General features: G+C 72.9%; 9 protein-coding genes. All 9 read right to left on the bottom strand.

What is annotated here, in order from left to right; translation table 11 throughout:
- The coding region (locus EST92_RS26780) for an ABC transporter ATP-binding protein (protein WP_135789068.1) at positions 1–1,175 on the bottom strand (1,175 nt) is incomplete at its 3' end.
- Entirely contained in the window at positions 1,172–3,007 is a 1,836-nt protein-coding gene (locus tag EST92_RS26775; RefSeq protein WP_129283339.1) for an ABC transporter ATP-binding protein, read from the bottom strand. The genes EST92_RS26775 and EST92_RS26780, both read right to left, overlap by 4 nt.
- Positions 3,008–3,186: 179 nt before the next feature.
- Positions 3,187–3,717: a DinB family protein gene (locus EST92_RS26770; RefSeq protein ID WP_129283338.1), complete on the bottom strand. Its 531-nt coding sequence runs from the start codon at positions 3,715–3,717 to the stop codon at positions 3,187–3,189.
- Between the two features lie 255 nt (positions 3,718–3,972).
- Positions 3,973–5,172: a cytochrome P450 gene (locus EST92_RS26765; protein WP_129283337.1), complete on the bottom strand. Its 1,200-nt coding sequence runs from the start codon at positions 5,170–5,172 to the stop codon at positions 3,973–3,975.
- Positions 5,166–6,086, bottom strand: a complete 921-nt coding sequence (locus tag EST92_RS26760; protein WP_161981778.1) for an alpha/beta fold hydrolase — start codon at positions 6,084–6,086, stop codon at positions 5,166–5,168. Before EST92_RS26760 ends, EST92_RS26765 begins: the two co-directional genes overlap by 7 nt.
- Positions 6,087–6,251: 165 nt before the next feature.
- A complete protein-coding gene (locus tag EST92_RS26755; protein WP_129283335.1) occupies positions 6,252–7,496 on the bottom strand; it encodes an MFS transporter in 1,245 nt (414 codons plus the stop codon).
- 236 nt (positions 7,497–7,732) lie between these two features.
- Positions 7,733–9,682 carry an ABC transporter ATP-binding protein gene (locus EST92_RS26750; protein ID WP_129283334.1) on the bottom strand — a complete coding sequence of 650 codons (1,950 nt, stop codon included), beginning with the start codon at positions 9,680–9,682 and terminating at the stop codon, positions 7,733–7,735.
- Positions 9,679–11,565 (bottom strand): ABC transporter ATP-binding protein, encoded by a 1,887-nt coding sequence (locus tag EST92_RS26745; RefSeq protein WP_129283333.1) that lies wholly within the window; start codon positions 11,563–11,565, stop codon positions 9,679–9,681. The genes EST92_RS26750 and EST92_RS26745 overlap by 4 nt, the downstream gene beginning before the upstream one ends.
- A 124-nt stretch (positions 11,566–11,689) precedes the next feature.
- Positions 11,690–13,916: glycogen debranching protein GlgX (gene glgX, locus EST92_RS26740; RefSeq protein ID WP_129283332.1), on the bottom strand; the 2,227-nt coding region annotated here is incomplete at its 5' end.

Here is a 13,916-nt window from a genome sequence, read left to right as displayed (position 1 = left end):
GAACTGGCGGCGACCGGCTGGTCCGCCCCCCATGTCACGGCGCTGGACGCACGCGGGGTCGGGTGGGGGAGGCGGGCCGCGGCGGCGGGCCCAGTGGTCTGCGGGGCCTGGCCCAGGCCCTCGACGCGGGCGAACGCGGCGCCGCTGCTCTGCAGTTGCTCCAGCCAGAACAGGATCGTCTCCAGCGGCCCCGACACCTGCCGCAGATACAGCGCCGCCGAGACGACCGTGCCCAGGCTCAGGGAGGTCACACCGGCGGGGCCTTGTCCATGCAGCAGCCCGCCGACCAGCAGTACCCCGACCACCGGGACGACGTACGCGACATCGACCGCGGGCAGCAGCACGCTGCGCAGGAACAGCGTGCGGGTGCGGGTGGCGCGGCACCGCTCGATGGCCGCCTCGCTCGCCGCCCACCGGCGCTCCTGGAGGCCCAGCGCCTCGACGGTCCGGGCGCCCGCGGCGGTCGCCGCCAGGAGCTCGGCGAGCGCCGAAGTGGCCGCCCCTTCCGCCAGATACGCGCGGCGCGCCCGTCGCAGATACCACCGGACCGCCAGCAGCCCGCTCGACAGCCCCAGCCCGCACAGCCCGAGCAACGGGCTGACGACCACCACCGCACCGAGCAGGAAGAGCGCCTGCGCCGCGGCGATGAACACCTCCGGCACCGCGTCCCGCAGCGTCCGGGCGACCGAGGCGACATCCGTCGTGCCGCGGGCGGTCAGATCGCCGCTGCCGGCCCGCTCCACGGTCGCCGCGGGCAGCGCCAGCGTCCGGTCGGCGAACTGCTCGCGCACCCGCGCCACGGTCCGCTCACCGAAGCGGTGGCCGGCACAGCGGGCATACCGTGCGAGCAACAGCTGGGCCAGTGCACACACCAGGATGACCAGCGCCAGCCGGTCGACGGTGCGCACCCCGGCGCCGTCCCGGACCGCGTCCACGATCCGGCCCAGCAGCCAGGGCCCGGCCAGACCGGCGCCGGCCGCCAGCGAGTTCAGGACCAGGATCAGGGCGAACGCCCGCCCGTCGAGCCGGATCAGCCGGAGCGCGGCCCGCCGGGTCGCGGCCGCGGCGGCGACCGGTAGCGCCGTCCCGCCAGGCAGTGCCGCCCCGTTCGGCAGCGCCGTCCCGTTCGGCGGGGCGGGCCGGGAGGGGGAACTCGTGGACGTCGTCGGTGTCATCGTGCGTTCTCCTTCGCCGTGGCGTCTGCGGCTGCCTCCGCGGCTGCGGCCGCCGACCCGGGGGCCGGGGCGAGGCCGCCGTCGGCGCCGGTCCCCTCCGCCTCGTCGGCCTCGCGTGACACCAGGCGCCGGTAGCCGGGCTGTTCGGCCAGCAGCGCACGGTGGCTGCCCACGGCGGCGACCTCGCCGTCGACCAGGAAGCACACCACGTCGGCGCGGTCCAGCAGCAGCGGCGAGGTGCTGGTGACGACGGTCGTCCGGCCCGCGCGGGCGGTGTGCAGCCGGGCCGCGATGCCCGCCTCGGTGTGGGCGTCGACCGCCGAGGTCGGTTCGACCGCGAGCAGCACCTCCGGGTCGGCCAGCAGCGCCCGTGCCAGCCGCAGGCGCTGGCGCTGGCCGCCGGAGAGGTTGCGGCCCTGCGCCTCGATCGGGGCGTCCAGCCCGTCCGGCAGACCGCGGACGATGTCCTCGGCCATGGCCGTGTGCAGGGCGCGGCCGATCTCCTCGTCGCCGCGGTCCCGCCGGCCGGTGGCCACCTCGCGCAGCGTCCCGGCGAACAGGTCCGCCTCGTTGTCCGCGACCAGGATGCTCTCCCGGACCCGGGACAGCGCGAGCTCGTCGAGGCGCACCGTGCCCCAGGTCGCCGCCGACTCCGCGAACCGGCCCAGACGGTCGACCACCGCCGCCGACTCGGCCGGCCGGGCGGCGGCCAGTACGGTCAGCAGCCCCGGCACCACCTCGACGCCGGAGACCGGATCCCGCAGTACGGCCGGCGCCTCGGGAACGTCCGGACCCGGACCGGATTCCGGCCGGCCGTCCGCGGTGTCCGGATCCAGGCGCAGGAACCGTACGACCCGGCGGGCGGCGACCAGCCCCCGGGTGAGGTCGTAGCCGCCCTCGATGAAGGACGACACCGGCACCACCAGCGCCGCCGCATAGCCGTAGACCGCCACCAACTCGCCGACAGTGATGGTCCCTTGGGCCGCCATCCGGGCCGCCGGCCAGGTCACTGCGGCCAGGAAGAGCGTCGGCAGTCCGACGCCGAGCGCCTGGACCCAGCTGGTCACCGCACCGACCCGGTAGCCCTCGGCGCGCAGCGCCTGCGACGCGTCCCGGTAGCGGGCGGCGAACACCTCCTTGCCGCCCAGGCCGCCCAGCACCCGCAACCCGCCGACCAGGTCCGTCAGCTGCGCCGCCAGTCCGCTCTGCCGCTCGCGATAGCGCGTCTCCGCCCCCTGCAACCGGCCCAGCAGCGGCCCCACCAGCACCGCGAGCAGTGGCACGCCCAGCAGCACCACCAGGGCCAGCAGCGGGGAGACGGCCAGCAGCAGGACGGCGACGACCGCATACGCCAGCACCCCGCCGACGCCGGGCCCCGTCATCGTCAGCGTCTGGCTGATCACCGCGACATCGCCGATCCCGATCGTGACGACCTCCCCGGCCGTCGTCTTACGGGGCAGCGCCGCGCCCAGCCGCAACGACTGCGCCACGACGCCCCGCACCGTACGGAACGTGGCGTCCATCCGGATCCTGGTCATCGTGCGGTGCCGCATGACCGCCAGCCAGGCGTTGCCCACCCCGACCGCCAGCAGCACGGCAACCCAGCCCAGCAGCACCGGCATCCGGCCCGGCACCAGCCCGTCGTCGATGGCCCGGGACAGCACGTAGGGCGGCAGCATCAGCCCCACCATCCACAGGCTGCCGTACGTCGCGCCCGCCGCGACCCGCCCCCGCTGACTGCTCACCAGCCACCAGAGGTACCGACCGGCACTGCGGTGGTCCGGGCCGGCCGGCCCGGCCGGGTCGCCCGGTCCCCTTGAGCCGTCCGTCATCCCCGTCTTCCCCCCTGTGGTCGTCCGCGCTCGCGCCGTGACCATCCTGTCCGCGTACCGCCGGGCCGTGCGGGGGTGTGACGCGAGATACGCGGGTTCCTGCGGGTTTCTGACGGAAAGCCGCTGGGATTCAGGGAGTTGGGCTGGGCCGGGCCGAGTGCGGGGCCCTGTGGGGCCGGCTATTCGCCGAGGGTGCCGTCCGCCAGTTCGCGGGCGATGTCGAGGTGCCCCAGGTGACGCGCGTATTCCTGGAGGAGGTGGAAGAGGATCCAGATGAGCGTCGGACGGTCTTCCTCGGCCGGTACGCGGCCGCCGAGGGTGGCTGCCTTACCGTCCAGCGGTGCCGCGGCGACGATGGCGCGGGACCGGGCGCACTGTTCCCGGAAGAACGCCGTGACGTCGTCGAGGGTCTCGTCCGGTTCGAGGTGCCACTCGCCGCGACGGATCTTGACGTCGCCCCACGGCTCTTCGATCTGCTCCCCGGCAAAGCCCCACTGAAGCCACCGCAGCTCCACGTACGCCAGGTGTTTGAGGAGGGCCAGCGGCATCCAGCCGGAGGGCAGGCGGCTGTTGCGCAGCTCCTCGTCGGAGAGCCCCGCCAATTTGCGCAGCACGGCGTCCCGATAGAAATCCAGGTAGCCGGCGAGAAGCTCGGCTGGACTACTGAGAGTGACCGGTGGTTCCGGCGGAGGTTCGACCCTTTGCACCATGGCGCGACGATAGGCAGCAAAAGTAGGCGATGTCCAGGCTTGTGAACTCTCGGGATCCAGGCATGACCAGGGCGGGAGACCCGACGCGGAGCGGAGGGGCGAGCGGCAAGCCGGCTCCTGCCCCTCGGGCCGGCGCACCGTCCGGGCAGTGACGCTCCGGAGTTGACGCGCCTCGCATCCCGGACGGCCGGCCCGCTTGTGCACCGTCCCCGTCACCTACCTGGACGACCGGGCCGGTTCAGCGTGCGGGACCGCTCACCAGCGCACCGGCAGACTGCGTACGCCCCGGACTCTGATGCCCGGCAGCCAGTCGAGACCGGCCGGATCGATGTCGAGCGCCAGGTCGGGACAGCGGCGCAGCAGGGTCAGGATCGCGACCCGGCTCTCCATCCGCGCCAGCCCGGCACCCAGGCAGAAGTGGATGCCGTGGCCGAAGGCGACGTGGCCACTGCGGGTGCCGGTCGTACCACGGTGGATGTCGAACGTGTCGGGTCGCTCGAACTGCGCAGGGTCACGCCCCGCCGCCGCGATGCTGACCAGAACTGTCTCCCCGGGCGGGATCTCCGTGTCGCCGTAGCTGACGGGCTCGATGGTGAAGCGCTTGGTCGACGTCTCCACCGGGCCGTCGTAGCGCAGCATCTCCTCGACCGCCTGGTCGATCAGGCCCTCCGGGTCGGTACGCAGCGCCGCCAGTTGTTCGGGGTGCGCCAGGAGCGCGCGGACCCCGTTGGTGATCAGGTTGGCCGTGGTCTCGTGGCCCGCGACGATCAGGATGAACACCATCGAGTGCAACTCGGCGGCCGACAGGCGGTCGTTGTCCTCCGCGTTCGTCCGCAACAGCGAGGAGATCAGATCGCCGGTCGGCGTGGCGCGGCGCTTGTCCTCGATCAGGTTCTTGAGGTAGTCCGTCAGGGCCGTCCCGGCCTGCGCGAAGCCCCGGCTCTTCCACCAGGCTATGGTGCCCGGTTCGGCCGGCACCAGAACCCGCTCCGTCCAGCCGCGGAAGTCCTCCCGGTCGGCGAACGGGACCCCGAGCAGTTCGCAGAGAACGGTGATCGGCAGCGCGGACGCCAGCGACGGGACCAGGTCGGCTCGCCGCCGCCCGGCCACCATCTCCTCGAGGAGACCGTCGGTGATCTCTTGGACGCGTGGGCGCATCGCCTCCACCCGGCGCGCGGTGAACTCCCGCGAGACGAGCCGCCGCAGCCGCGTGTGGTCCGGCGGATCGGTGATCAGGACGTGCCGCTCGTCCTCGCTCGGCGGGTCGAGCGACTTGGCCAGACGTGGATCGGCCAGGGCCGCCCGGGCCTCGTCGTAGCCGACGATCAGCCAGAACCGGTCCCCGTCGGCCAAGACGATCTCGTGCACCGGCCCGGCCTCGCGCAGCCGGGCGTAGTAGGGGTACGGGTCGGTGAAGAAACCGGGGCCGTACGCGCTCAGGTCGACGGTCACCATCCGGAGGACGCCGTCTCTTCGTGCTCGGGGCGGCCGGCCGGATGTTCCACGGCGGTCAGGTAGTCGAGGCCGGCCAGCGGCTGATCGGTGAAGAACCGCAGCACCAGGTCGGCCCACTCGGCATTGCGTTCCAGGAAGGACACGTGGCAGGTCTCCCGAATGGTCGTGAACGCCGCGCCGTCGATGCCGGCGGCCATCCTCCGCGCCAGGTCAGGGGGAGCGAGATCGTCGTGCTCCCCGGTCACGCACAGGGCGGGTATCCCGGAGATCCGGCCCGGTAGTGTCGCCGGATGGTCGACCAACCGCTGGGCGACGGCGAGGTACCGCACCATTTCCGCCTCCGACGCCGTGCTCAGATGGTCGAGCAGAGCGCGCCGGACGGCCTCCCGATTGCGCACGGTTCGGGACGGGTCCCCGTTCACGCACAGTTCCACCATCTTGCGCCCGAATTCGTCCGCCCGGCGCAGGCTCAGCCAGTGTGCGAGTTCGCCGGCCCCGCGACGTGCGGTGTCGCCCCACGCCGCGCCGGTGAGCATCAGCCGCGCGAGCCGCTCCGGGTACTCCTGGGCGAACCGGTGCGTGGGCGCGGCGCCCAGGCTGACGCCGAGCAGGTTGATGCGGGGCAGATCCAGTTCGTCGAGCAGATAGGCCAGCGCGCCGGCGTCGAAGCCGTATCCGACCGTCCGCGGCACCGGATTCGGTGAGTACGAGCCCGGCGGCTCCATGCAGATGATGGTGGCCGAGTCGTGCCAGTACGTGTCGTAGCGGTGGTAGCTGCGGATGTTCTGGAACGCCCCGCACAAGACGACTATCGGCTCGGTGACCGGTGCCGGGCACTCAATGATCCGGCAGGCGAATTCGTAGCCCTGGTACGAGAATTGCCTGACCTGTTCGGCCGCAATGCTCTCGGCCATGATTGCGTTCTCCGATCCGCCGGTGACCCGGCACAGTGAGCACATTGCCGGCCCGCGGGCGACGTCCACGCCGACCTGCTCGACCGTCCTCCGGGCGTACGTCGGCGGGCAGACCGGCGGATGCCGGTCGGCCGGTGGAACAAGGGGTGATGGGGCGAGGCCGGATTATGCGGTGACTTCTTCGACGGTTTCGGCCGACGGTGCGCGCGGTTTGCGGCCGAATACGGTCAGCGCCAGTGCGGCCACGACGAGCGCTGCGCCGACGGCGACGGGCAGCGCAGGCCCGGAGAAGTCGAGCAGCACCCCGGTCAGCGCCACACTCAGCGCGCCGCCGCCCGCGGTTGCCGTCGCCATCCAGCCGAACGCCTCCGCCCTGCGGTCCTCCGGCGACGCCTCGGCGGTCTGCTCGTAGGTAGCCGCCAGAGTCGGCGCGATGGCCGTCCCGCCGAGGAACAGCACCACGATGATCAGCCAGAGCGGCACCGTACCCAGAACAGGCGGGAGCAGGACGGCGAGCGTGGCCATCCCGGCGGCCATCCCGGCGACCCGCAGCGCACGGGGCAGTCCCCGGGCAAAGGTGCTCAGCGCGAACCCGCCGGCCAGCGAGCCGGCCGTCCAACAGGCGGTCAGCACCCCGGCCAAGGCAGGACGGCCGATGTTCTGCGTCCAGGCCACCACTGACAGGTTGACGGCGAAGATCGCGGCCGTGACCAGCATCGAGATGACCACCACCCGGACGAAGGGCCCCTCGGTCAGCAGGGACCGCCGGGCGAGCCGCTCGCCGCGCTGCGGCAACGGCTCGCCGCCCAGGCCGACGCGGCCGAGCGCGGCGGCGAAGACGAGGGCCGAGACCAGGGCCAGCAGCGCCGTGACACCGACCGCCCAGTACGGCCCGGCGACGGCGATGACCAGGGAGGCGAGCAGTGGTCCGGTGGTTGTGATCACCTCCGATGCGGTCGCCTCAGCCGTGTAGAGCGCGGGGGTCAGCTCCGAGCCGACGATCTTGGGCCACACCGCCCGGCTGATCTGCGACACCGGCACGGCACTGAGCCCGGTCACCAGCGCGACGACCACGACCACCGGCCATCCGGACGCGGGCGCCCTCGCCGCGAGCGCCACGATCACGGCCAGGCCTGTCGCGTAGCCGACGCCCGTGATCATCAGCAGCCGGCCGGTCGAACCGCGGTCCGCCGCCCGTCCGCGCAGGGGCCCGGCCGCGGCCTGTCCCAGGGTCAGTGCGCAGCCGACCAGGCCGACGACGACGTACGAGTTGCTCCAGCGCACCAGCATCAGCGACAGCGCGATCGGTAGCGCAGACACGTTGAGCCGGCCCAGCATCGACCAGAGGAACAGGTGGGGCAGACCGGGAACCCTCAGCAGGTCCTTGACGCCACTTATCGGTTGAGACACGTGGAGTCCTTCCTGGAAGGTCAACGTGGGGCCCCTGACTCAACCAGAGCCGGCGACGGGCCAGAACCCCTACGAGCCCCTAGCGCAACTTGGTCGCCGCACTGGGCTCCGAACGACCATACGGGCGACCGTGGTTACGTACGGGAGCCAGTGCCACGGAATGGCGAAGGTGCCCCAGCGTTGTCCCTCTCGCGTGGTCGGTGTCCATCAGAATGCGGAACCTACAGCCGGTGCCGCTACCCCACACTGTCCCGCCACGCCTGGTGCAGCTGCGCGAACCGGCCCCGGTCGGCTATGAGGCGATCCGGCGGGCCGTCCTCGATGATCCGGCCGTCGGACATGACCAGGACCCGGTCGGCGATCTCGACGGTCGAGAGGCGGTGGGCGATCACCAGGGCGGTGCGGCCCCGCAGAACGGTGTCCATGGCGCGTTGCACCGCGCGTTCGCCGGGGATGTCCAGGGAGCTGGTGGCCTCGTCGAGGATCAGGACGGCGGGGTCGGCGAGCAGCGCCCGGGCGAAGCTCACCAGTTGGCGCTGACCGGCGGAGATGCGGCCGCCGCGCTTGCGGACGTCGGTGTCGTAGCCGTCCGGCAGGGCGGTGATGAAGTCATGGGCGCCGATGGCCTTCGCGGCGCGTTCGACCTCCTCGCGGCCGGCGTCGGGTCGGCCCAGAGCGATGTTGTCGGCGACCGTGCCGGAGAACAGGAACGCCTCCTGGGTCACCATGACCACGGCGCGGCGCAGTGTGCCGGTGGGCAGCTCGCGCAGATCGACGCCGTCGAGCAGCACCCGGCCCGCGCTGGGGTCGTAGAAGCGGGCCAGCAGCTTGGCGAGGGTGGACTTGCCGGCCCCGGTGGCTCCCACCACGGCGACGGTCTCACCGGCCGTGAGGGTCAGATCGAAGCGTGGCAGCACCTCGCCGCCCGTGCGGTAGGCGAACCCCACCTCGTGGAAGGCGACTTCACGGCCGGGCTGCCCGTCCGCGAGCGGGGGCAGCGCGGCGGGGGCTGCCGGCTCCGGGACCGAAGGGCGCTGGGCGAGCAGTCCGGCGATCTTGTGGAGCGAAGCGGCCGCGGATTCATAGGAGTTGAGGAACATCCCGAGCCGGTCGATCGGGTCGTAGAGCCGGCGCAGATAGAGCACCGCGGCGGCCAGCACGCCGAGCGCCAGGTCCCCCGACGCCACCCGCCAGGCGCCCCACAGCACGATCGCGGCGAGCGCGATATTGGCCACCAGCCGGGAGCCGACGACATAGCGGGCCATTTCCAGGAGCGTGTCGCCGTTGATCCGCTCGTGGTGGTGGTTCAGCCGGGCGAAGGCGGTGTCGTTGGCGCGCTCGCGGCGGAACGCCTGCACCGGGCGGATGCCGTTGAGGGTCTCGGTGAACGTCACGATGATGCTCGCCATGGCCGAGGACTTGGCGCTGTAGACGCGGTGCGCGCGATGCCGGAAGGAGCGCAGGAGGAGGGCGAGTGGGGCGCCGGAGGCCAGGGCGGCGGCGCCCAGGCCCCAGTCCAGCCAGAGCAGGGTGACGCTGATGTAGACCGTCGACAGGACGATCGTGATCAGCTCCTGCAGCCCCTCGTCGAGGAGTTCGCGCAGCGACTCCACGTCCGTGGTGGCCCGGGAGATCAGCCGGCCGGACGTATAGCGCTCGTGGAAGTCCAGGCTCAGCGCCTGCGCATGCCGGAAGATCCGGCCGCGGAGGTCGAGCAGCACGTCCTGGCTGACGCGCGCGGCGAGCTGGATGAAGCCGAACTGCAGCGCGCCGGACGCCATCGCGCACACGCCGGCCGCCACCGCCACGGCGAGCAGCGGCCCGTGTTCGCCCGCCCGCAGCGCAGGCACCGCGCGGTCGAGCGCGTAGGCGACCAGCAGCGGCCCGGCCTGCACGGCGGCCTGCTGGAGCAGCAGCAGGACGGCCACCGCCGCGACCCGGCGGCGGTGCGGCGCCAGCAGCGAAGCGAGCAGGGAACGCGAGGCGCCACGGGGAGCGGGGAGCGCATCGCGGGCGAACGAGTCGGATGCCGGGGGAACCTCGGGCGCCGGATCGGATGGTGACGCCCCGGATGGTGCCGGCTTCGGCCGCCGGGGCGGTGCGGTGCGGCCCTTGGAGTCGTCGGACGGCGGACCGTCGCGGTCCTCGGGATCGTCGAACGGCAGACCGGCCGTGGTGGTGGTCATCGGGCGCCCCCTCCCTCTCCCGACATCAGCGCGGCGTATTCGGGGTTGTCGCGGAGCAGTTCGTGATGGGTGCCGACGGCGGCGATCCGGCCGCCGGACAGCAGTGCCACCCGGTCGGCGAGCAGGACCGTGGACGGCCGGTGGGCGACGACCAGGGCGGTGGTGGTCGACAGGACCTGGCGCAGCGCCGCCTCCACCAGCGCCTCGGTGTGCACATCGAGGGCGGAGAGCGGATCGTCGAGGATCAGGAAGCGCGGCCGGCCGACCACGGCACGGGCCAGGGCGAGCCGCTGCCGCTGTCCGCCCGACAGGCTCAGGCCCTGCTCGCCGACCTGGGTCGCGCTGCCCTCCGGGAGGGCGTCGACGAAGCCGTCGGCCTGCGCCACCGCCAGCGCCCGCCGCAGCTCGTCGTCCTGGGCGTCCGCACCGCCGGGCCGGGACGCCGCGCCGCCCATCAGGACGTTCTCCGCGGCGGTCGCCGAGAAGAGGGTCGGCTCCTCGAAGGCCACCGCGACCATGGCACGGGCCTCGTCGCGGCTGATCGTCGCCAGATCCCGCCCGTCGAGGCTGATCCGGCCCGCGGTGGGGTCGTACAGCCGCGGCACCAGCGCCGTCAGCGTGGTCTTTCCGCTGCCCGTCGCCCCGACCAGCGCCATCGTCTCGCCGGGCCGGATGTGCAGGGTGATGTCCCTCAGGAGGGGCGGGGAGTCCGGCGGCGCGTCGGGGTAGCGGAACGCGACGCCGGAGAAGACCAGCCCTTGGCCGGTGGCGGCCCCGGATCCGGCCCCGGCACCGGCCGTTGCCGTCGGGGCCCCGGCGGTCCGGGGTGGTATCCGCACGGCCGATGGGGGCGGCCCCGACTCCGCTACCGCGGGCTCGTCCATCACCTCGAAGTACCGGTCGGTGGCCGCCGCCGCCTCGTTGCTCATGGCCAGCAGGAAGCCGATCGAGTCCACCGGCCAGCGCAGCGCCAGCGCCGTCGACAGGAACGCGACGAGCGTGCCCGCGGACAGCTCCCCGTCGGCCACCTGCACCGCCCCGCACACCAGGGCGCCGCCGATCGCCAGCTCCGGCAGGGCGGTCATGAAGCCCCAGATCCAGGCCAGCAGCCGCGCCTTGCCGAGCTCGGTGGAGCGCAGCGCACGGGTCAGCTCCCGGAAGGCACGGGCCTGGCTGCGATGGCGTCCGAAGCCCTTGATGATGCGGATGCCGAGCACCGACTCCTCCACCACCGTCGTCAGATCGCCGACCTGGTCCTGCGCCCGGCGCGCCGCCCGCCCGTACTTCGCCTCGAAGACCGAGCACAGCACCATCAGCGGCAGCACCGGCGCCAGCAGCACCAGCCCCAGCGACCAGCGTTGGACCAGCAGGATCACCGCGCCCACCAGGATGGTCACCCCGTTGACCAGCAGGAACATCAGCGGGAAGGTGAAGAACATCCGCAGCAGCTGAAGGTCGGTGGTCCCCCGTGACAGCAACTGACCCGACGGCCAGCGGTCGTGGAAGGCCACCGGCAGCCGCTGCAGATGGCGGTAGAGCGTCTCGCGCATCGTCGCCTCGACCCCGGCCAGCGGGCGGGCCACCAGCCAGCGGCGCAGGCCGAACAGCAGCGCCTCGGCCAGCCCGAGGAGCAGCAGGAAGGCGCCGCCGAGCCACGCCCCGCCCGGGTCGCGCGCCGCCACGGGCCCGTCCACCAGCCACTTGAGCACGAGCGGGATGACCAGGCTGATGCACGAGGCGAGCACCGCCACGCACGCGGCCACGCCCAGGCGCGCCCGCACGGGGCGGATGAACGGCCACAGGCGCAACAGCGAGCGCACTGCGGAGCGTTGGGGTAAGTCGGTCCGGTCGGTTCGGTTCGTCGTCTGCGCGGTATCGGCCATCACTCGTGAGCGTAAGGCGCCCCACTGACAACGCTCATGTGGATTTCGCCGCGGCACCGCCCGGGCCCGCTGTTTCGAGCCGCTGCCCGGCCGCCGCCCGCCGCGGCAGGGGCCGGGCCGCGCCTCACCCCGGCACGGCCCGGAACAGCACCACGGACCGTCCATCCAGGGTGAGCGTGCCGCCCGCTTCGTACGGCGGCTCCGCCGGACCCGGCTGCTCCTGGCGTGCGGTGTCGACGAGGAGTTCGTAGGCGCGGGCCCAGGGCGGGCCGGGGAGGGTGACCTGGCGGGGCTGGGGGGCGGCGTGCAGGACGGCGAGGAAGCTGTCGTCGACGATGCGGATGCCCCGGTCGTCGCGCTGGGAGATGTCGTTCCCGGAGAGGTACATGCCCAGCGTCGCCCCCGGGGTGTACCAGTCCTGTTCGGTCATCTCCGCGCCGTCCGCGGTGAACCAGGCCAGATCGCGCAGGCCACCCTGGTGATGCGGCCGCCCGGAGAAGAACGCCCGCCGGCGCAGGACGGGGTGGGCGCGGCGCAGGGCGATGAGGCGGGCGGCGAGGGCGGCCAGCGGGCGCCACTGCGGGTCGTCCAGGAGCGACCAGTCCAGCCAGCTGGTGGGGTTGTCCTGGCAGTAGGCGTTGTTGTTGCCGTGCTGGGTGCGGCCCATCTCGTCGCCGGCCACCAGCATCGGCACGCCCGTCGACAACAGGAGGGTGGTCAGCAGGTTGCGCAGCTGGCGGTGGCGCAGTGCGGTGACGTCCGGGTCGTCGGTCTCCCCTTCGGTGCCGCAGTTCCAGGAGCGGTTGTCGTGCGTGCCGTCGCGGTTGCCCTCCCCGTTGGCGGCATTGCGCTTGTGCTCGTAGGTGACCAGATCGCGCAGGGTGAAGCCGTCGTGCGCGGTGATGAAGTTGACCGAGGCGTACGGGCGGCGGCCGCCCCAGGCGTAGAGGTCGCTCGACCCGGAGAGCCGGTAGCCCAGATCGCGGACGTCGTGCTGGGCGCCGCGCCAGAAGTCGCGGACGGTGTCGCGGTAGCGGTCGTTCCACTCCGTCCACAACGGGGGGAAGGCACCGACCTGATAGCCGCCGGATCCCACGTCCCACGGCTCGGCGATCAGCTTGACCCGGCGCAGCACCGGGTCCTGCGCGATCACCGCGAGGAACGGGGAGAGCATGTCGACGTCGTGCATGGAACGGGCCAGTGCGGCCGCCAGATCGAAGCGGAAGCCGTCCACGCCCATTTCGGTGACCCAGTAGCGCAGCGAATCGGTGATCAGCCGGAGGACATGGGGCTGCACGACGTGCAGGGTGTTGCCGCAGCCGGTGTAGTCCGCGTAGCGTCGCGCGTCGCCCGCCAGACGGTAGTAGCCGCGGTTGTCGATGCCGCGCAGGGAGAGCGTCGGGCCCAGCTCGCCGGCTTCCGCGGTGTGGTTGTAGACGACGTCGAGGATCACTTCGATGCCGGCGTCGTGCAGCGCCCGCACCATCCGCTTGAACTCGCCGACCTGCTGCCCGCGGGTGCCGGTGGCCGCATATCCGGCGTGTGGCGCGAAATAGCCGACGGAGTTGTAGCCCCAGTAGTTGCGCAGCCCCCGGCGCACCAGGTGGTCCTCGTGCGCGAACTGGTGGACGGGCAGCAGCTCGACGGCGGTGATTCCGAGCCGGACGAGGTGCTCCAGCGCGGCGGGGTGCGCCAGCCCGGCGTAGGTGCCGCGCAGCCGCTCCGGGATGCCCGGGTGCCGCATCGTGAAGCCGCGTACATGCAGCTCGTAGAGCACGGAATCCGGCCAGGGCGTCTTGGGCCGGCGGTCGTCCTGCCACTCGTCGGCGCCGCCCTCGTCCGCGGTGTCCTCGCCCACCACCACGCCCTTGGGGACGTACGGCGCCGAGTCCCGGTCGTCGCGCACGGTGTCGGCGAGCTGCTGCTGCGGCCAGTCGCGGACGTGGCCGTAGAGCTGGGCGGGCAGCGCGGACCCCGGTCCGGCCGGCTCCGTACGGGTGCCGAAGTCGCCGTCCACGGCCCTGGCGTACGGATCCAGCAGCAGCTTCGCCGGATTCCAGCGGGCGCCGGTCCAGGGGTCCCAGCGGCCGTGGACCCGGTAGCCGTAGCGCTGCCCGGGGCCGACACCGGGCAGGAAGCCGTGCCAGATCTCGTGGGTGAGCTCGGTGAGCGGATGGCGCGTCTCGCGCTCCGCGTCGTCGAAGAGACACAGCTCCACGGCCTCGGCGCCGCCCGCCCAGAGGGCGAAGTTGGTGCCGGCGATGCCGTCGGGGCCGGTGCGGTGGCGGGCCCCGACGGCATCGCCGGCACCAACTTCGCCCTCTGGGCGGGCGGCGCCGAGGCCGTGGAGC

Source organism: Streptomyces sp. TM32 (genome assembly GCF_004122755.1).
Classification (GTDB): domain Bacteria; phylum Actinomycetota; class Actinomycetes; order Streptomycetales; family Streptomycetaceae; genus Streptomyces; species Streptomyces sioyaensis.
Note: the sequence above shows the minus strand (reverse complement) of the source record. Positions and strands in the feature narration are given on the sequence as shown.

Coding starts and splice junctions, on each gene's coding strand:
- EST92_RS26775 (WP_129283339.1), bottom strand. CDS start 3,007: ATGACGGACGGCTCAAGGGGACCGGGCGACCCGGCCGGGCCGGCCGGC.
- EST92_RS26770 (WP_129283338.1), bottom strand. CDS start 3,717: ATGGTGCAAAGGGTCGAACCTCCGCCGGAACCACCGGTCACTCTCAGT.
- EST92_RS26765 (WP_129283337.1), bottom strand. CDS start 5,172: ATGGTGACCGTCGACCTGAGCGCGTACGGCCCCGGTTTCTTCACCGAC.
- EST92_RS26760 (WP_161981778.1), bottom strand. CDS start 6,086: ATGGCCGAGAGCATTGCGGCCGAACAGGTCAGGCAATTCTCGTACCAG.
- EST92_RS26750 (WP_129283334.1), bottom strand. CDS start 9,682: ATGACCACCACCACGGCCGGTCTGCCGTTCGACGATCCCGAGGACCGC.
- EST92_RS26745 (WP_129283333.1), bottom strand. CDS start 11,565: ATGGCCGATACCGCGCAGACGACGAACCGAACCGACCGGACCGACTTA.